The organism is Chryseobacterium sp. NG-CE01 (assembly GCF_055695505.1).
The window spans coordinates 2,955,059-2,973,584 of the sequence record NZ_CM146369.1 but is presented as its reverse complement, the minus strand read 5'-3'; the positions used below and the strand labels follow the sequence as shown (position 1 = coordinate 2,973,584).

Here is an 18,526-nt window from a genome sequence, read left to right as displayed (position 1 = left end):
AATTTGAATCTTACTTTTACTTGATTCTTATTAGATAACTTTCGCTTCTTCGTGAAGTAATCTTACCAGCTCATCAAGGTTATCAGGAGATACCATCTTTACAACTGCTCTTGGCGGTACGCTGTCGTAAGAAACTCCCTGAACTTTTACTTCTGACGAAGATGGTTCTACCACCTGTAAAGGTTTTGTTCTTGCAGACATAATTCCTCTCATGTTCGGAATAATCAGATCTTTTTCATCTACCAGTCCTTTCTGACCGGCGATTACAGCAGGTAATTTCACAGAAATAGTTTCTTTACCTCCTTCTATTTCGCGTACAGCCGTAGCTTCGCTTCCATTCACATCAAGTCCTACGGAAGCATTTACGAAAGGTTGATTCAACAATTGAGCAAGCATTCCCGGAACTGAACCTCCATTATAATCGATAGATTCTTTTCCGCAAAGAATAAGATCATATCCTCCGTTTTGTGCTACTGCAGCGATTTCTTTAGCTGTAGAGAAACTGTCTTTAGGATCAAGATTTACTCTTACCGCATCATTTGCACCGATCGCCAGTGCCTTTCTTATAACCGGCTCGGTAGTGGCATCACCAACGTTTATTACCGTTACTGTTGCACCCTGAGATTCCTGTAATTTAATTGCTTTTGTTAATGCAAATTCATCAAGCGGATTGATTACCCACTGAATTCCGTTTTTGTCGAATGCAGACTTATCCGCCGTAAAGTTAATTTTAGAAGTAGTATCAGGAACACTACTTATGCAAACTAATATTTTCATATGTTGTTTTAATTTTTTATTGCCCTGAAGCTTTAAAGTTTCAATTGCTAATATAATTAAAAAATATATTATGCATGCATAATACTTATTAATTTATTATTCAGCGCATTAGATGTATTTAATTCGCTGGTTTTGTTGCCCTAAATTCGATCTTACTTGGTAAAACCCTTGGATTCATCTTTAAAATATCAAGAACAAGGCTTCCCATATCTTCCGGCTGAATCTTCCATGCGTCTTTTTCAGACGGAACATTTCCGTTGAAATGCGTTGCCACCGATCCCGGCATGATCACTGTAGCTTTGATATTGTACTTTCTGAGATCGATCATAGCAGCCTGTGTAAATCCTACGACTCCAAATTTTGAAGCATTGTAACCTGCTCCTTTTTCAAAGAAATTGGCTCCGGCAAGACTTGAAATGGTTATGTAATACCCCTCTGTTTTTTTCAGCTCTTCAACGGATGCTTTTAATGTATAAAAAACACCGGTAAGGTTAGTTTCGATCATATCGTTCCATTCTTCTGCAGACAGCTGATCTACAGGTTTGAAAACACCAAGTCCGGCATTGGCAATGACAAAATCCAGCTGTCCGAACTTTTCTATCGTGTATTTTACCGCTTCCTCTTCGCTTTCCAGGTTTCTTACATCAGAAACAATTCCTAAGACATTTTCAGAGAATTGTTTTAGTTCCTGTTCGGCTTTTTCGACATCATCTCTTTTCCTCCCGGAAAATGCTACTGAAACACCATTTTCGAGAAGAACTTTTGCAATTCCGAAACCTATGCCTTTGGTTCCGCCTGTTATATAGGCTACTTTATTTTGTATCATACTTTTTGATTTAGTTCTTAAAAATAAGAAAAACGCCCCGAACGGAGCGTTTTAATATGACTAATATTTGTCAGGATTTTTTATTTTTTGATGAATTTTTCTGCAACAATGCCATTAACTGTTTCTACAGAAAGAATGTATGTTCCCGCTGAAAGATGTTTCACATCAACAGTATTTCCATTTAACCTTACATCAACTTTTCTTCCAGTAATATCAACTACAGAAACTGCTTTGATTTTTGAGTCTGTTTTGATCTTTAAAATATCAGATGTTGGGTTTGGAGAAATTGATAAGAAAACATCATTATGAGTAGTTTCTTTGGTTCCCAAAACAGATGTTAAACTTACATTGTCTAACCTCAATGATGTTGAAGTAGTTACAATTGGTGTTTCATTACTAAAGATTAAATAATAAATGCCTGCTGTCGGTGCAATAAAATTTCTAAATTGCTGAACATATGTAGCACCTGTAACTGTAATTGTCGAACCAATTAAAGTAGCTCCAGTTAAAGATGGTGTCGTATTGTAGTAAACCTTTAATGTGTTTGCTGAACCAGCAGAATTCCCTAAACGAGTCCAGAAATTAAATGAGACATTTTCTCCCGTCGATAAACTAAGTGCACGAGAATATAATTGGGCATTAGTGACTGTAGTCGTACTTGAATTTGAAAAATAATATAATGTTCCATTTTGAGCTCCTCCAGTTGCACTTCCGATAGACCACGTGGAACTACTAAATCCATTAGCATAATCAGGAGCTTCAAAACTATTAGAGATTGGAGCCGTTTTTGCTAAAAAGATTGAAAAAGGTCCGGTCCAACTACTTTGAGTAGCTCCACAATTACTCCTTACATAATAGCTATGATTACCTCCTGAAGGTAATCCTGATAGAGATGTATTAATTGTTGTTGTGTTTTTGATAGTTCCTGTTCCTAATGAAAAACCAGACGGACCATGCTGTACATCGTAAGAAGATGGACTACCAATTGCTGCACTCCAGCTAACCGTTGCAGAATTAGTTGTGATATTTGATGCCGAATTTATTGAGAAGTCATTTGGTTTAATACATGTTGGCGCAGTAAAATTAAATGTAAAATCAAAACCTAAAGAAGAATATGCATTATCCCAAACAATATAATACGTTGTACCTGCAGAAACAGGAAAGATAATCGATGACAGAAAATTTGTATTAGAAATGTCGTCATTTCCATTATAACATGATAAAGCACTACAAGTACCCGTAATTATAGAGAGACTTGTATCATTACTCTTTGTTATTCCATCATTTTGGGAGAGATTTGATGATATGGTAATCTCACCATTTACGGTAGGAGTATAAGAATACCATATTGCTCTAGGAGTAATTGCTGGTACACTGCCAGCACAAGTTCCCACGTACGTGCCTGTTAACGCCGGACAAGTCAGAGTCCCGTTTCCGGTAATTACTGTAGGTGAAGCACAGGATAACTGGCCAAATACATAGGAACTTGCCATAAATAAGAAAGATAATAATTTTTTTTTCATAATACTTGTTGTTTAATTAATCATAAATTTAATAATTTCAGGCTATTACAAACAAATATTATTTAAAAAAAATAAAAAATCCCTAAGAAAAATACTCTTAAGGATTAATATTGTCATTTTGCGTAATTCTCAAAGAATTGCGGTATACTTTCGATTCCCTTATAAAAATTGAATAATCCGTAATGTTCATTCGGTGAATGGATGGCATCGGAATCAAGCCCGAATCCCATTAATACAGATTTTGCTCCCAAAACCTGCTCAAACATGGCGGTAATAGGAATACTTCCTCCTCCTCTATAGGGAAGAACTTCTTTTCCGAAGGCAGATTCCATAGCCTGTTTTGCCGCCAGAAATTCTTTTGTATCCGTTGGTAAAACATACGGCATCCCTCCGTGGTGTGGTGTAACCTTTACTTTTACATTTTCGGGAGCTATTTTTTCAAAATATTTGGTGAATTTTTCCGTAATTTCTTCAGGAGTCTGATAAGGAACCAGACGCATTGAAATTTTAGCCGATGCTTTTGAAGGAATTACCGTTTTTGCTCCTTCACCTGTATAACCTCCCCAAATTCCGTTACAATCTAACGTAGGGCGAATAGACGTCCTCTCCAGGGTAGTATACCCTTTTTCGCCCTCAACTCCATTAAGTCCGATGGATTTTTTGAATTCTTCCGGGTTGTCTTTCAGTTTGTTCATATCTGCTCTGTCGGCATCCGAAACTGTTTCAACATTATCATAAAAACCGTCAATCGTAATATGGCCGTCTTCATCAATAAGCTTGGCAATCATTCTTGAAAGCACATGGATTGGGTTTGGTACCGCACCTCCGTATAATCCTGAATGAAGGTCTCTGTTTGGTCCTTCTATCTCCACTTCCACATAGCTTAGCCCTCTTAGACCCGTAGTAACCGTTGGCTGCTCATTGCTGTAAATATGGGTATCGGAAATCAAAATACAATCGCAGGAAAGTTTTTCTTTATTTTCGTTTACAAAATCTCCGAGACTTACAGAACCTACCTCCTCTTCGCCTTCCAGAATAAATTTAACATTGCACGGAAGCGTGTTGGTTTTCATCATAGCTTCAAATGCTTTAAGGTGCATAAAGAACTGCCCTTTATCATCTGCGGAACCTCTGGCAAATATTGCCCCCTCAGGATGAAGTTCGGTCTTTTCAATATAAGGTTCAAACGGAGGTTTTGTCCAAAGTTCCAAAGGATCGGCCGGCTGTACATCGTAGTGCCCATACACCAGAACGGTTGGCAGATTTTTATCTAACATCTTTTCTCCGAAAACGATAGGATATCCTTTTGTCTGGCAAACTTCCACATTGTCGGCACCGGCATTTTTCAGGTATTCTGCTACAACATCCGCACATTTCAAAACGTCATCTTTATACGCAGGATCTGCAGAAATAGAAGGAATTCTCAGTAACTCAAATAATTCATCCACGAAACGCTGTTTGTTTTCGCTGATGTAATTTAATGTCTCTTGCATTGTAAAATATTATTTCGTTAAAAGTAAAAAATTTGCCCCGCCGGAACAAACAAAAACATATAATTTTCCTCAGTTCCGAATTGGTTCTGAGAAAAGCTTCATGGAAATTGTTAATCAACTTCAGTGATGAACAATTATAATTTAAGCAAATTCAAACAATTGCTAAAATCCGGGTAAAAAAAATGTCCCACAGAAATGCGGGACATTTTATATTTTGCCTAGTAAATTAGTGTTCAGCCTTTGGCGTCTGAGAACCTTCCGGAATCGGAGTTGCGTCAGAATGCTTATTATCTTCTTCTTTATGCTTCGGAGCACCGGCAGTATCTGTTTTTACAGGAGTTTCATGACCGTCGTGTGCATCTCCTCTATATTCAGAAAGATTATCCTGCTCACCACTTGTCTGTTCGTCATCAGAGTATCTTTCCACGCCTTCCTCAAGTTTGATAACTTTTTTGTTACCTCCTGCCTGGATTTTTTTACAGCTTACCGCAACAGTAGCAAGGGCTAAACATATAACTAATTTTTTCATATGGAAAATTTATTTTTTTTAAGGATCAACAACCGCATGCTTTTATATTTTAAGCAATGAGCGATTGTGCTCTAATTTTTAATTGCCCAAAATTAAGAAATCTTGCATTTTACAGCAACATTTTTATACTGATTTTAAAATTATTTTCCCTTTTTTGGATTGTGTAAAAATAAGATAGTTTTCACCTCCGTCTTTTATGCTGTATTTTTTCTTTAACTCTTCGGGTTTCAGAGGATAATTTTTTGCTATAATATTATACTGGCTTTTCTTTTTGATCTTTTTGGCATCAATAATTTCCATTTCAAATATTCTGCCGGGAAAATTGCTGATTCGTGAATCCGAAGTATAAATATGTGTATTGGGATGAAGTTTTTTCAATCCTGTTTTCTGTGATATAAGATTAAAAACCCCAGCTTTCAAGAGGGTATTATTAGGAATGTAAATATACTTTTCCGGCTCACCGTACTGTACGCCGGCATTTTCTTCTTCTCCATATCTGAAGTCGAAAACAGGCTCATCACTTTCCAGATTGATGCAGTTAAAGGTAACCGCAGCGGATTGTCCTTTGGCTAAAAAAACAACAATTTCTTTGACATCATTTTTAACGGCAATAATATCAATTCTGAATACACCGGGTAAAACGGATACCAGATATTTCAGATCTATTAAAGGGGAAAGTTTTATGACAACTTTATGAGCTGACGATACCAATGTATCCTGAATGGAAAGAATATCCGGAGATAAATCTTCAAGCAGGAAAACTTTATTCTTGTTATTGTCCCTGCGGGCCGGATCAAGATAAATTACATCAAAAAAATCTTTATTTTCCTGAAGAAAGTTTTCGAGTTTCTGATTGATGAATTTTGCTTTTTTCCCTAAAACATTCCAGTTATTTTTTACGATTTCCAGAAGATCCGGATTTTGCTCCACTAATGTGATTTCTTGAAAATTTTCGGATAAATAATAGGCATCGATTGCAAATCCGGCAGTAAGATCAATAAATTTCTCTCCCTCGAGGAGTTTAGACTTATACAGAGCTGTTTTTTCTGAAGAAGACTGCTCCAGATTGAGCTGCGGCGGGAAAACAATACCTTCTTTTAACAGAAAAGGGAATTTCTTCCGTGCTACCTGCTTTCCTTTGATCTGCTGTACAATCTCATGCATAGAAACTTCCGGAAATGGTGATTTTTTCAAAAGCAAAGCATGTAAATCCGTATTGAGATTTGCATTGATATAGTCCTGTATGTTCTGATCTAATATTTTAACCACAGATTTCTCAGATTTGCACAGATTTGTAATATATTTTAGTGTCTAAATTTCCATTTATTTTCCTGAATATGCTTTTTGCAATATAATCTGTATAAAAATTCACTAAAATACCTAATTTTAAGTCAGTTAACTTTAAATAAGTTAATAATTGCTGATGATGAATATTTTTAATTTCCGTTATGGCTTTTACTTCAATTATTACTTTATTTTCAACAATAATATCAGCAATAAAACCCGAATCTAGAAATGTATCCTTATATTTTATTTTCATGGGAACCTGTGATTCTACGGTTAAACCGTTGTTTGAAGTTCCTGAACTAAAACATTCTCATAAACTTTTTCCAGCAAACCCGGCCCCAATTCATTATACACAGAAAAAATACATTTTCTGATATAAAAACTAATTTCGTTTTCTTTCATTATCAAATGTGTTTTATGCTATATAATCTGTGCAAATCTGAGAAAATCTGTGGTCGTCAAAAAAACTAAGATTTAACAGTTAACCTGCACTAATTCATCTTTTATAAAAAATATAATCCGTTAAGATTGGATCTATTCCGTTTTGCTTTAATAAAGAGTTAATTTGTCCGCGGTGATAGGTAGAATGGTTGATGGCCTGAAAAAGCATTTCAAAAACGGTATTTTCAAAATCTGCACCTCTGGAATTCTGATAATTAATCTTTTGATCGGGATCAAAATTATTGATGATTTCAATACTTTTATCAAAGTTCCGTTGATTTATTTCTTCCAGTGTTTCAAAAGGATTAATCTGCCATACTTCAAATGCTTCCTGTCCTGAAATTCTTGAGTTCCAGATCTGCTGAGCATTCAGGGTATGATTAATTAAACTGATTGTCTTTTCGTCAACTTTTCCGAGATTTTCAGCAATGACTTTAATTATTTCTTTGTTGAAATGAAAAGTATATTCAAATAAATCAATAAGTTTTTCTTTCATTATTCAAACATTTGAGCCCAGCGAACAGGCTTAATTTCATTCTTGTCATAAAGGTCTTCAGCGGACTTTTTAACCTCTGATTTTGGATATAAATTTACCCCAATGAGCTTAATTTTTCCTTCTTCCACCCATTTCTGCTCTTCCATGGCCTGCTGATAAATCTGCTTCTGGATAATTCCTTTTTTCATGAGTTCCAGATAACCGCCTGCTTCTTCAATCTCAACAAAATAAGCCCATGCTTTTTCTGCGATTTGGCGGGTAATATCTTCAACAAAGTAACTTCCATTGGAAGCATCTTCAAAAACATTGATGATACTTTCATAAGCAAGTACAATTTGCTGCTTGAAGGAAATTTCCTCTGAATTTTCAGTTGATCTGTCTACCAAATAATTGTTGCTGAAAACTGCGTCTGCACCGCCAATCATCCCGGAAGCGAGTTCAAGAGTGGAACGGATCAGGTTGTTTTCGTTATCAGAAACCGCTTTATTTCTTAATGAGGTTTCAGCGAAAATATATGGAATTTCATCAGCATTATATTCTTTTGAAAGCTGATTAAAAACAAGCTTAAAGGCTCTTATCTTAGCCATTTCGAAGAAATAATTTGCTCCAATCGCAATTCTGAATATGAGCTTATGTAAAATTTCCTGACCATACATTTCGATGAGTTCCTTGGTTTTTGCCAACGCAATTCCCAGTTGCTGATAGATGGCCGCCCCTGCATTCTGATGAAGGGAAATATCAATACAGATGTTTCTTCGGAACTGTTTTGCCAGTAATTCTTTAACCAATTGATCATTAATCGATGTTTCTTTTTCATCAAAAACATCAATTAAAGAAAAATATTGATCTTCTTCTTTCGGGCTGATATGTCCCGCAAGATCAATATCGTCAATAAAAATGGTCTTCTGCACGAGGTTTTCCACATTATGATCCAGGAGAAATGCATAAACATCTTCTTCAAGGCTTTCGTGATACCTGGCCACAAGATGGGTATTTTCTTCTACTTTCGGAAGATTGACCAATTGTTGCTGAACTTCATCGTAAAAAGGCTTTACGGTGATTCCCTCTAAGTTTTCCTTAGTGAGAATAGCATTGATATCTTCGGTTTTGAGTTGCTTTTTGACTAAATTTTCCCAAGCTGTGTTTGACATGGATAATGAATTGGATTATTGTGAATGATCAACAGTGAATTTTGCTCGCAAGTGATTTTTTAAAAATTGCCAGCAAAGCGAATTGACAATTCACTTATTGATTTTAAGTTATTTTTTAGCAATATTGGTACTGTCTACCACGAGAATAAAGATCTCTTCATTAGGTTTTTTCATAAAGTAGTTTTCTCTGGCGTACTTTTCTTTTTCAGATTTATTATTCATCAGCTTTTTATAAAACGCGTCATTTTTTTCATACTCGGTTTTATAATACTGAAGCTGTTCTTCGTATTTGTTGATCTCACCGTTAAGCTCATTGATTACCAAAAACGAAGTTTTATCGAAAAAAATCATCCATACCAAAAACAGGCAGATCGTAATGGTGTATTTATTCAGAATATATTTCTGAATGAATTTAAATGTTTCCGATTTCGGCTGAATGTCTTTGATAAGTTTGGTTCCTTTCATTGTATTTAATGTTTTCTCAAAGAATTTTTGATCACGGTGGTTAAAAAATCAATGGCTACTGAATTTTGCCTCATATTGGGAATAATAAGATCCGCTTCATTTTTTGAAGGCTCAATGAATTCCTGATGCATCGGTTTCAGCGTAGTCTGGTAGCGGTGCAGTACTTCATTCAGGTCTCTTCCCCTTTCCTGTGTATCTCTTTTTATCCTTCTGATCAGTCTTTCGTCCGAATCTGCATGCACAAATACTTTCAGATCAAATTCTTTCAACAGTTCTTTATTGGTAAGAACAAGAATTCCTTCTACCACTAATACATTTTTAGGTTCTACAGTAACATGGTCTCCGGTTCTGGAGTGTGTTACGAAACTGTAAATCGGCTGTTCTATAGGCTCGTTATTTTTTAACGCTTTTACATGTTTTATCAATAAATCAAAGTCAATGGACTTCGGGTGATCGTAATTTAAAGCTTCTCTTTCTACTAAAGTAAGATTATGATTATCATGATAATAATTATCCTGGGATAGGATGTTCATTCCTTCGATATCAAGCTGCTGGATAATTTTGTCAACAACCGTAGTTTTGCCGGATCCGGTGCCTCCTGCAATTCCTATTACAAGCATTCTGTTTTGTTTCTTTATAGTTTTTACAAATATACTATTTTAGTTGAATGCAAATAAAATAATGCCGCCTGAAATTATTTAAAACAAAAATCCGATGCTAAAACACCGGATTTAAATTTTTATTTTTTGATGAATTTTGTTGATAATTCCAGGCCTTTTATCCTCAGAATATAATCTCCGACTGCCAATTGAGAGACATTGATTGTATTTCTTCCGTTGGCAATGGTTGTTTCTAATACTTTTCTTCCTTCCATATTGAAAATTTCAACTTTTTCTTCTTTGCTGATTTTCATGGAAATATGCAAGATCTCTGAAACCGGATTCGGATAAATGGCAATGATTTCTTTTTTAGAAAGATCATCTACACTCAGCAGGCAAGAATAAGCCGGTAAAGTGTAGCCTGCAGCGGTAAATTCTGTTGTAATCTGGTTGATATCGTTACAGGTAAACCCAAATGTCCCCAACATATCAATAGCAGCCTGTCTTACGGCAATTGCTGCATTCTGCTGATTGGTATTGAAGGTGGTTAAACTTAATCCTTCAAGAAATGCGCGATCGGTCTTTTGTTTTCCGATAGCATCATAAATTCTCATGAGTGCAGAAGCCCAGATTTGTCCGTCCGTATGAATGGAGCCGGTTAATCCTCCTGGATAAATTGCTGTATAATCTGTTATTCTTCCATTCCAGAAAGAATTGTGGCCATCCCAACTGAACATCCATTGGTACGCTGCGTCAGTTGGCTGCCACTGATTTAAACTTCTGCTATATGACTGTGCCCAGTAATCTCCGCAACCTTCGCTCAGCCCGTTAACTTGTGAAAGGCTTCCGTTGGTAAGCCAGTCGTGAATACCGTGTCCCAGCTCGTGTAGTACCACATCTGCATCTTCGGCATCGTCTACGCCACCTTCCCCGAAAACAAGAATCTGGCTGTTGGGATCATAATGAGAATTATCTGCTCCGTTTTCTCCGTGAGGATCAAATGCAAGAACGCCATTATTCATACTTGGAATACAAGGGATTCCCAGAGTTAAATTAATATAACGAAGATTGTTATCAATATGCCAGTATGCGTTAGCGGCCTCAAATCCGTCCTGATTTCTGTTAAACAGAAACTGATTGCTCGTCTGCGTGAAAAGCCCTTTATTAGGTGCTTCCAGTTCTTTTATTTCAGCATAGGTTCCCTTTAGCTTATATACGCCTGCTGTCAGCTCCAGTTCGGGAATGGTAACCAAAGTTCTTGCCGCATCCAGGCTCGCATTAGTGGCGTCATTTCCATCCACATACTGTCCGCCGTAGGCAACCTGCATTTTGGAAAGCGGATCAGGGTTAAAAATATATGCGGAACCCGTTACGAGTACATTTTTTTTAACCTGTGTATGTTTTTTATTTTTCTCAGGAGTTTCTTTTTCTTTATGGCGGAAAGATATATCTTTCACGCTGATGATTTCCCCTGTTTTTGCGTCAACAATAGTTTCCCAGCTGCCGGGATTCTCGTAAGAATTCGTCACAACACGATATACCAGCTTTGTTTCACCCTGTTCTGTAACGTACACGTAAAGCTTAGCTTCTTCAAAGGTAATATCTCCTTTTGAATGTGAAGCAATATGTGCCTTTTTTAAAGCATCAACCGATGAAACAGCAGGATCGGTATTGATCTGCTGAACATTTTTCTTAAAACTTTCAGTAGCAGTATAGCTGATCTGACCGTTCTTATTGAAATGCATTACAATTTCTGACTGAAATACAGGCACGTTGCTTATCATTTGCTGAAAACGAAGCGTTTCTCCTGAATTTCCTTTTCTCACATAGCTTAATTTCAAGGTACTGAAATCCTGAAGTCCTATACTTCTCGAATTCTGAGTGATCCAGTTTCTCGCCGGGCTTTCTAATGATGATTGCTGACCGGATAAAGCCGTACAGGAAAGTAAGCAGCCAACAACTAAAGAGTTGATTTGTAATTTCATTTACACTTTTTTAAAATTATTGACGCAAGATACAATTTTTTAGTAAATTTTTACGGATTTGATAAAACCACAGGTATATGTAAAAAAAACAGCTCCGGCCAAGGCCGGAGCTGTTTATACGATTTCACTGGTCAGTTCCCTGGACAGCAGTTTTTCATGCATAGGTTTGAGTACATCCATAGAACCTGTCTTTACCGTACATTTTCCTTTAAAATGAACAAGTATCGTGCATTGTTCGGCTTGCTCCAGTGTATGTTTGCAAATTTCAATCAAACTGTCAATTACATAATCAAAGGTATGTACATCATCATTATGTAAAACCAGTTTATATACTTCATCCGTATCATCCAGCACAAGAACATCTTCTTCATACTTTCGTTTCGGATCTTCGTAATCTTTGATACTGTTATAAAAAATCATTACAATTTATTTAAAATTATATCAGACCTCGCCTATTTTTTCTGCCAGATCATGTATGTTATTAGGTTCTTCATATACCAGCTCTACCAATTCCACACTTTTATTATTCATTTTTAAAATTTTAAAATGATAATTTTCAAGTTCGAATTCCTGGTTTTCTTCCGGAATATCTTCCAAGGCATGAAGAATAAATCCTGCAAGGGTATTGTACTCGCTTTCTTCCGAAAGAGGTAGTTTTTTAGGGATAAATTCATTGATTTCGTCCAAAGGCTGGGTGGCCTGTACCCAATAGGTATTCTCCCCGATTTTATCAACGATTTTCTCTTCATCATCTTCTTCATCCTGAATTTCACCTACCAGTTCTTCCAGAATATCTTCCAGAGTGATGATTCCTTCGGTACCTCCGAATTCATCTATTACAATGGCAAGGTGTTGTTTTTTCTGCTGGAATATTTTCAGAAGGTCTGAAATCTTTTTACTTCCTACTACAAAAAATGCATCACGCATCAGCTCTTTAAGATCTTCATGGTTGAGCTCCCCTTTTCTCTTAACAAACTCTCTAATAATTTCTTTCGTATAGAGAATACCAATTACGTTGTCAATAGAATCTACATACACCGGAATCCTGGAATATCCGCTCTCCATGATTTTATTGATGATTTCATTAACATCTTCTTCGAAATCAATGGATGTAATATTCTGACGCGGAACCATGATCTGCTTGGCAGAGTGATCTGTAAAATCAAAAGCATTCTTGATGATTTCATAGTTTTCCTCTTCAATTTCCCCGCTGTCTGCACTTTGTTTTACCAAAAGCTGAAGCTCTTCGGTGGAGTGTATTTCATGCTCTGAAGCAGGGTGAATTTTCACCAATCTTAAAAAGGTGTTGGACATTAAATTCATCAACCAGATAAATGGTTTGAAAACAGTATAAAATACCCGTAACGGAATAGCCGTTGCCATCGTCGTAGACTCTGACTTACGGATCGCAATGGATTTTGGAATAAGCTCTCCAAAAACAATATGCATAATGGTAATAAGAACGAAACTGGTGATTACGGAAATTGAGGTAACCGTTGTTTCGGTGAGATCAATATTGAGTGAGCTGAAAATATTTTCAACAATATGGTGCAATGCGCTTTCTCCCACCCAACCGAGGGCAAGGGAAGCCAAAGTAATACCGAGCTGTGTTGCGGAAAGATATTCGTCAAGGTGCTTGATGATGTGCTCCGCCTGTTTTGCCATAGAGTTTCCCTCTGCGGCTTTTAACTGAATTTGAGAGTAACGAACTTTAACAATTGAAAATTCTGCGGCTACGAAGAAGCCATTTAGTAAAACAAGTAATAAGGCCAGCAAAAGCCTGACTATGTCCGAATCCATTTAGAAGTTGTATATAATTTATGATACAAATATATACAAAATAAAAATAACAAAAAAAGCATCGTGGTATACGATGCTTTAATAAAATATTGTATGAAATATCTTTTATGAGTTTTTCAACGCTTCTGCTCCGGAAACAATTTCCAAAATTTCATTGGTAATTGCAGCCTGTCTTGCTTTGTTATAGAAAATTACCAGATCATTTTTCAAAGCCTGGGCATTATCCGTAGCTTTGTGCATTGCCGTCATTCTCGCACCGTGTTCAGAAGCTACTGAATCAAGGATAGCCTTGAAAACCTGAGTCTTGATAGATTTTGGAATAAGGTTGTCTAAGATCTCCGTTCTGTTTGGTTCAAAGATATAATCTGTATCAACCTGAGATTCGTTATTTTCCGGCATTGAGATCGGAAGAAGCTGTTCTGTAGTAACCTCTTGGGTAGCAGCATTGACAAATTTATTATAAATTAAATAAACTTCGTCAAATTTACCTTCCTTAAAGCTGGTCATTACTGCTTCCGTAACATGAGCTACTGTATCGAAGTTAAGGTTGTCATACACAGAACTTGCATTAGAATACACCGTACGGTTTCTTCTTACAGCATCAAAAGCTTTTTTACCTACAGGAAGAACTTCAATTTCATATTGAGAATTGTTCTGAAACTGTGCATTAAGCTCTTTAACAATCGATGAGTTAAAAGCTCCGGCAAGACCTCTGTTTGAAGTAACAGCGATGAAAAGCACTCTTTTCACCTCTCTTTTCTGAGCATACACAGAAATCTGATCAGGATCTGAGCTGGAATTTACATTCTGGATAAGCTCCTGCAGTTTTTCAGAATATGGTCTCAACATTACGATAGCGTCCTGTGCCTTTTTCAGTTTCGCTGCGGAAACCATTTTCATAGCACGGGTAATCTGCATCGTAGATGAAATTGACGTAATTCTGCCTCGTATTTCTTTTAAGTTTGCCATTATTTTGGTTCAAGGTTTAAGGTCTAAGTTTAAGGTTTAAACGTTATTTTTAAACCTTAAACATTGAATTTTTTAGTTATACTTAGAAGCTAAATCGTTAGCCGCCTGCTTAAGAACACTCGTGATTGAGTCATCGATTTTTCCAGCTTTGATAGCAGCCATTGTTTCAGGATGCTTAGATCTCAGGAATGCGATATACTCGATTTGGAATTCTTTAACTTTTCTGATAGGAACGTTTCTTAATAAGTTCTCTGTTCCTGCGTAGATCATAGCAACCTGGCTGTCTACAGGGAGCGGAGAGTTTACCGGCTGCTTAAGGATTTCCACGTTTCTTTCTCCTTTAGAGATTACTGCCAATGTAGCAGCATCAAGGTCGGAACCGAACTTAGCAAACGCTTCTAATTCTTTATATTGAGCCTGGTCTAATTTTAACGTACCAGATACTTTTTTCATTGATTTGATCTGAGCGTTACCTCCTACTCTTGATACAGAGATCCCCACGTTGATTGCAGGACGTACCCCTGAGTTGAATAGATCAGACTCAAGGAAGATCTGCCCGTCCGTAATAGAGATTACGTTTGTTGGAATGTACGCAGAAACGTCACCCGCCTGAGTTTCGATAATTGGAAGTGCCGTTAATGAGCCGCCACCTTTTACGATTGGTCTTAGAGATTCAGGCAAATCGTTCATCTGGCTTGCAATATTGTCATCAGCGATTACTTTTGCAGCTCTTTCCAATAGTCTTGAGTGAAGATAGAAAACGTCTCCAGGATAAGCTTCACGGCCCGGAGGTCTTCTCAATAGAAGAGAAAGCTCACGGTAAGCAACCGCTTGTTTAGATAAATCATCATAAACGATCAAAGCAGGTCTACCAGTGTCTCTGAAGAACTCTCCGATCGCAGCTCCCGCCATTGCAGAGTATACCTGCATTGGAACCGGATCTGAAGCATTAGCAGCAACGATTACCGTATATGCCAAAGCCCCTTTATCAGAAAGTGTTTTTACAATTTGTGCTACGGTAGAAGCTTTTTGTCCGATCGCAACATATATACAATATACAGGCTTCCCTGCTTCAAAAAATTCTTTTTGGTTGATGATCGTATCGATCGCAACAGTCGTTTTACCGGTCTGTCTGTCACCGATGATAAGCTCTCTTTGTCCTCTTCCTACAGGGATCATTGAGTCGATCGCAACAATACCTGACTGTAAAGGCTCAGTTACCGGCTGTCTGAAGATAACTCCGGGAGCTTTTCTTTCCAATGGCATTTCGTATAAATCCCCGGTGATAGGACCTTTACCATCGATAGGGTTACCAAGAGTATCTACTACTCTTCCTAACATACCTTCTCCTACTTTAATAGAAGAGATTCTGTTTGTTCTTCTTACAGTGTCTCCTTCTTTTACCAATTTACTTTCACCTAGTAGTGCAACACCTACGTTGTCTTCTTCAAGGTTAAGTACAATACCTTCTACATCACTAGAAAATTTCACCAACTCTCCGTATTGTACGTTTTCTAACCCGTATACACGAGCAATACCATCACCGATGGTTAAAACTGTACCTACTTCCTCAACATTTGATTGAGTATCGAAGTTGGCCAATTGCTGTTTTAAGATCGCAGATACTTCTGCCGGATTTATTTCTGCCATTGTATGGTTGTTTTTCTTTTAATTTAAACTAAAATCTTTTTTCACTTGGTTAAGTTTCGATCTTACAGATGCATCTACCTGCTGATCTCCCACTCTTAAAATGTATCCTCCTAAAATTTCAGGTTTTACATTTACGATCAGGTCAAAGTTGGAATTAGCACTTACCAGGTTGGTAGATCCTAAAATCTGGTCTATATTCTCTTTAGAAAGCTGAGTTGCCGCAGTAAGCGTTACTCTTTGTACTCCGTTGATGTCTTCAACTTTGTTGATAAACTCCTGAGCAATATTTTTCAGCTGGTTCTCTCTTCCGTGTCTGATCACTAATGTAATAAGATTTCTGGAAGAAGAAGATAAACCTTTAAAAATTTCGCCTGCTACTTCTACTTTCTTTTTAGAATCGATGTATGGGGTAAGGAAGAACTTTTTTAAATCCTGAGATTCAGTCATGATCTTCACTACATCTTTCATTTCAGAAAATACAGTAGCCGTTTGCCCTGATTCGTTGGTGAAATCAAGTAAACCTTGTGCGTATCTTTTAGCTACTTTAGATGTAAGCATTCTTAGTTAAGGTTTGATTTGTTTAGATAATTTTGAACTAATTCGTTTTGAGCTTCGCTGTTATCAAGCTTTTGCTTAAGAATAGACTCTGCGATATTTACTGATAAAGTACCGATCTGTGTCTTAATGTCTGCCATAGCAGCATTTTTCTCAGCATTGATGGTCTGTTTAGCAGCTTCGATCATTTTATCTCCTTCCGCTTTAGCAGCATCTTTGGCCTCACCTACGATTCTATCTTTAATTTCTCTTGCTTCTTTAAGGATAGCGTCTCTTTCTATTTTCGCCTCACGAATGATTCTTTCGTTATCCTCTTTTAAAGTTTCCATTTCTTTTCTTGCTAAAGTAGCTTGATTTAGAGCATCAACGATAGAAGTTTCTCTTTCGTTGATCGACTTTAAAATAGGTTTCCAAGCGAATTTACCTAACAAAAATAACAATGCTAGAAAAATAACAGATTGGATAATAAATAATCCTGATGAAAACTGGTGAATTAATTCCATTATATTAATGTATAAATAATTATTACTTTTTTTCTTAAATAACCACTATCTGTAACCAACCGTTGCAGATAGTGGTTTAGATTAATTAGTTTACTGCAAATAGAGCAGCAAACGCAACACCTTCTACAAGTGCAGCTGCGATAAGCATAGCTGTTTGGATTTTTCCAGATTGCTCAGGTTGTCTAGCGATAGCTTCAAGAGCAGCAGCTCCGATTTTACCAAGACCGATACCTACACCTAGTACTACGATACCAGCACCTACAATTTTAGGGATTTCCATAATATATAATTTTAAAAAATTTGTTTCTTATTATATTTAACTTTCAATTATTAGTGAGCCGCATGGTGTTCATGCTCATGATCCTGTACTGCCATACCGATAAACAAAGCAGAAAGCATTGTAAAGATATAAGCCTGAAGGAATGCTACCAATACTTCCAATAAATAAATTACCAATGTAAGGAACGGGAATGCAACACCTGCAGCAACGTTCTTGAATACATAGATCAACCCAATTAAACTCATTACTACAATGTGCCCTGCAGTCATGTTCGCAAAAAGTCGGATCATCAAAGCGAAAGGTTTAGTAATTGTTCCTAACAATTCAATTGGCAACATGATCAGTTTCATTGGAACAGGAACTCCCGGCATCCAGAAGATATGCTTCCAATAGTCTTTATTACCGGAGAATGTTGTGATTAAATAAGTAAGAATTGCCAGGAAGAATGTCATGGTAATATTACCTGTAACATTGATTCCGAAAGGCATCAATCCTAAAACGTTTAAAAATAAAATAAAGAAGAATACCGTTAATAAATAACCAATAAATCTTTTGTATTTGTGACCGATGTTCGGGATTGCAATTTCATCTCTTACGAAAATCACCAATGGCTCCAAAAACCTTGCAGCACCTGTAGGAACCTGAGATTTCTTGTAAGATCTTGCCATTCCCGTAAACAATACCAACATGAAAATTGAAACTAAAATAATGATCAGAACACTTTTTGTAATTGAAAGATCTAAAACTTTTTCTGATGTAACATGACCTTCTTTATCTTCGGCCAATGTTCCGTTCGCGTCGGTCTTATAAATTTTTTCGTGGTGCAATTTGTAGAAATTACCATCAACCTCAGTAGCTTCTCCATGCATAAATCCTTCTTTGCTGTTGCTCATAAAAGCATGAAATCCGTTATCATAAAAAATAACAGGAAGAGGAAAACCAATATGATGGCCGTCTTTATCTACCATCAATGTAAAGTCATGCGCATCCAACAAGTGATGATCGATGAACTCTTTGTTTTCTTTACTTACTTTGTCTTTCTCTGAAAGCTCTGTAGTAGCAGAACCTGCCTCAGCAGTAGGTTCTCCGTGCTGTGCAGACACTAAGTTTAATACAAAAATACTGTAGAATAAAACTGCGAATTTCTTAAACATTGATAGGTTTTTTTCGTTGTGCAAAAATATAATAAATTTTCTG

Annotated in this window: 19 protein-coding genes and 1 pseudogene; all 20 read right to left on the bottom strand. The window is 36.7% G+C overall.

All coding sequences use genetic code 11. The features are described 5' to 3' along the window. Nucleotides 1-30: 30 nt before the first annotated feature. The gene (locus ACYT6F_RS13825) at nucleotides 31-777 is read right to left on the bottom strand and encodes an electron transfer flavoprotein subunit beta/FixA family protein (protein ID WP_472598231.1); all 747 of its coding nucleotides are present in this window, start codon (nucleotides 775-777) and stop codon (nucleotides 31-33) included. A 118-nt stretch (nucleotides 778-895) separates the two neighbouring features. Beyond that, on the bottom strand, nucleotides 896-1,603 hold the full coding sequence (locus ACYT6F_RS13820; RefSeq protein ID WP_472598230.1) for an SDR family oxidoreductase: 708 nt from the start codon (nucleotides 1,601-1,603) through the stop codon (nucleotides 896-898). A gap of 80 nt (nucleotides 1,604-1,683) precedes the next feature. Next, entirely contained in the window at nucleotides 1,684-3,126 is a 1,443-nt protein-coding gene (locus ACYT6F_RS13815; RefSeq protein ID WP_472598229.1) for a T9SS type A sorting domain-containing protein, read from the bottom strand. Nucleotides 3,127-3,239: 113 nt separating this feature from the next. After that, nucleotides 3,240-4,619, bottom strand: a complete 1,380-nt coding sequence (locus ACYT6F_RS13810; RefSeq protein ID WP_472598228.1) for a dipeptidase — start codon at nucleotides 4,617-4,619, stop codon at nucleotides 3,240-3,242. A gap of 226 nt (nucleotides 4,620-4,845) precedes the next feature. Continuing rightward, nucleotides 4,846-5,148, bottom strand: coding sequence for a hypothetical protein (locus ACYT6F_RS13805; RefSeq protein WP_066434894.1), 303 nt, complete (start codon nucleotides 5,146-5,148; stop codon nucleotides 4,846-4,848). A 123-nt stretch (nucleotides 5,149-5,271) separates the two neighbouring features. Beyond that, entirely contained in the window at nucleotides 5,272-6,417 is a 1,146-nt protein-coding gene (locus ACYT6F_RS13800) for a THUMP-like domain-containing protein (protein ID WP_472598227.1), read from the bottom strand. A gap of 7 nt (nucleotides 6,418-6,424) precedes the next feature. Next, nucleotides 6,425-6,837 (bottom strand): annotated as a pseudogene (locus tag ACYT6F_RS13795) (GxxExxY protein). A 94-nt stretch (nucleotides 6,838-6,931) separates the two neighbouring features. After that, complete coding sequence (locus tag ACYT6F_RS13790; protein ID WP_472598226.1) at nucleotides 6,932-7,372, bottom strand: DinB family protein; 441 nt, start codon at nucleotides 7,370-7,372, stop codon at nucleotides 6,932-6,934. Beyond that, the gene (locus ACYT6F_RS13785; RefSeq protein WP_472598225.1) at nucleotides 7,372-8,523 is read right to left on the bottom strand and encodes a methylmalonyl-CoA mutase family protein; all 1,152 of its coding nucleotides are present in this window, start codon (nucleotides 8,521-8,523) and stop codon (nucleotides 7,372-7,374) included. The genes ACYT6F_RS13790 and ACYT6F_RS13785 overlap by 1 nt, the downstream gene beginning before the upstream one ends. 108 nt (nucleotides 8,524-8,631) lie before the next feature. Then, entirely contained in the window at nucleotides 8,632-8,988 is a 357-nt protein-coding gene (locus tag ACYT6F_RS13780; RefSeq protein ID WP_472598224.1) for an FtsB family cell division protein, read from the bottom strand. A gap of 5 nt (nucleotides 8,989-8,993) precedes the next feature. Continuing rightward, the gene (gene udk, locus ACYT6F_RS13775) at nucleotides 8,994-9,608 is read right to left on the bottom strand and encodes a uridine kinase (RefSeq protein ID WP_072882382.1); all 615 of its coding nucleotides are present in this window, start codon (nucleotides 9,606-9,608) and stop codon (nucleotides 8,994-8,996) included. A gap of 119 nt (nucleotides 9,609-9,727) precedes the next feature. Next, entirely contained in the window at nucleotides 9,728-11,572 is a 1,845-nt protein-coding gene (locus tag ACYT6F_RS13770) for a T9SS type A sorting domain-containing protein (RefSeq protein ID WP_472598223.1), read from the bottom strand. Between the two features lie 114 nt (nucleotides 11,573-11,686). Next, nucleotides 11,687-11,992, bottom strand: coding sequence for an ATP-dependent Clp protease adaptor ClpS (locus tag ACYT6F_RS13765; protein WP_472598222.1), 306 nt, complete (start codon nucleotides 11,990-11,992; stop codon nucleotides 11,687-11,689). A gap of 21 nt (nucleotides 11,993-12,013) precedes the next feature. Beyond that, on the bottom strand, nucleotides 12,014-13,372 hold the full coding sequence (locus ACYT6F_RS13760) for a hemolysin family protein (protein ID WP_169230715.1): 1,359 nt from the start codon (nucleotides 13,370-13,372) through the stop codon (nucleotides 12,014-12,016). Nucleotides 13,373-13,477: 105 nt separating this feature from the next. Further along, nucleotides 13,478-14,341 (bottom strand): ATP synthase F1 subunit gamma, encoded by an 864-nt coding sequence (atpG, locus tag ACYT6F_RS13755; protein ID WP_472598221.1) that lies wholly within the window; start codon nucleotides 14,339-14,341, stop codon nucleotides 13,478-13,480. Between the two features lie 72 nt (nucleotides 14,342-14,413). Beyond that, a complete protein-coding gene (gene atpA / locus ACYT6F_RS13750) occupies nucleotides 14,414-15,991 on the bottom strand; it encodes a F0F1 ATP synthase subunit alpha (RefSeq protein WP_472598220.1) in 1,578 nt (525 codons plus the stop codon). Between the two features lie 18 nt (nucleotides 15,992-16,009). Further along, complete coding sequence (atpH, locus tag ACYT6F_RS13745; RefSeq protein WP_472598219.1) at nucleotides 16,010-16,549, bottom strand: ATP synthase F1 subunit delta; 540 nt, start codon at nucleotides 16,547-16,549, stop codon at nucleotides 16,010-16,012. Nucleotides 16,550-16,551: 2 nt separating this feature from the next. Beyond that, nucleotides 16,552-17,049, bottom strand: a complete 498-nt coding sequence (locus ACYT6F_RS13740) for a F0F1 ATP synthase subunit B (protein ID WP_472598218.1) — start codon at nucleotides 17,047-17,049, stop codon at nucleotides 16,552-16,554. Between the two features lie 85 nt (nucleotides 17,050-17,134). Continuing rightward, nucleotides 17,135-17,329, bottom strand: coding sequence for an ATP synthase F0 subunit C (gene atpE, locus ACYT6F_RS13735; RefSeq protein ID WP_002979108.1), 195 nt, complete (start codon nucleotides 17,327-17,329; stop codon nucleotides 17,135-17,137). 50 nt (nucleotides 17,330-17,379) lie between these two features. Further along, nucleotides 17,380-18,483, bottom strand: coding sequence for a F0F1 ATP synthase subunit A (gene atpB / locus ACYT6F_RS13730; protein WP_169230721.1), 1,104 nt, complete (start codon nucleotides 18,481-18,483; stop codon nucleotides 17,380-17,382). Nucleotides 18,484-18,526: the final 43 nt, after the last annotated feature.

Coding starts and splice junctions, on each gene's coding strand:
- ACYT6F_RS13825 (WP_472598231.1), bottom strand. CDS start 777: ATGAAAATATTAGTTTGCATAAGTAGTGTTCCTGATACTACTTCTAAA.
- ACYT6F_RS13820 (WP_472598230.1), bottom strand. CDS start 1,603: ATGATACAAAATAAAGTAGCCTATATAACAGGCGGAACCAAAGGCATA.
- ACYT6F_RS13815 (WP_472598229.1), bottom strand. CDS start 3,126: ATGAAAAAAAAATTATTATCTTTCTTATTTATGGCAAGTTCCTATGTA.
- ACYT6F_RS13810 (WP_472598228.1), bottom strand. CDS start 4,619: ATGCAAGAGACATTAAATTACATCAGCGAAAACAAACAGCGTTTCGTG.
- ACYT6F_RS13805 (WP_066434894.1), bottom strand. CDS start 5,148: ATGAAAAAATTAGTTATATGTTTAGCCCTTGCTACTGTTGCGGTAAGC.
- ACYT6F_RS13790 (WP_472598226.1), bottom strand. CDS start 7,372: ATGAAAGAAAAACTTATTGATTTATTTGAATATACTTTTCATTTCAAC.
- ACYT6F_RS13785 (WP_472598225.1), bottom strand. CDS start 8,523: ATGTCAAACACAGCTTGGGAAAATTTAGTCAAAAAGCAACTCAAAACC.
- ACYT6F_RS13780 (WP_472598224.1), bottom strand. CDS start 8,988: ATGAAAGGAACCAAACTTATCAAAGACATTCAGCCGAAATCGGAAACA.
- udk (WP_072882382.1), bottom strand. CDS start 9,608: ATGCTTGTAATAGGAATTGCAGGAGGCACCGGATCCGGCAAAACTACG.
- ACYT6F_RS13770 (WP_472598223.1), bottom strand. CDS start 11,572: ATGAAATTACAAATCAACTCTTTAGTTGTTGGCTGCTTACTTTCCTGT.
- ACYT6F_RS13765 (WP_472598222.1), bottom strand. CDS start 11,992: ATGATTTTTTATAACAGTATCAAAGATTACGAAGATCCGAAACGAAAG.
- ACYT6F_RS13760 (WP_169230715.1), bottom strand. CDS start 13,372: ATGGATTCGGACATAGTCAGGCTTTTGCTGGCCTTATTACTTGTTTTA.
- atpG (WP_472598221.1), bottom strand. CDS start 14,341: ATGGCAAACTTAAAAGAAATACGAGGCAGAATTACGTCAATTTCATCT.
- atpA (WP_472598220.1), bottom strand. CDS start 15,991: ATGGCAGAAATAAATCCGGCAGAAGTATCTGCGATCTTAAAACAGCAA.
- atpH (WP_472598219.1), bottom strand. CDS start 16,549: ATGCTTACATCTAAAGTAGCTAAAAGATACGCACAAGGTTTACTTGAT.
- ACYT6F_RS13740 (WP_472598218.1), bottom strand. CDS start 17,049: ATGGAATTAATTCACCAGTTTTCATCAGGATTATTTATTATCCAATCT.
- atpE (WP_002979108.1), bottom strand. CDS start 17,329: ATGGAAATCCCTAAAATTGTAGGTGCTGGTATCGTAGTACTAGGTGTA.
- atpB (WP_169230721.1), bottom strand. CDS start 18,483: ATGTTTAAGAAATTCGCAGTTTTATTCTACAGTATTTTTGTATTAAAC.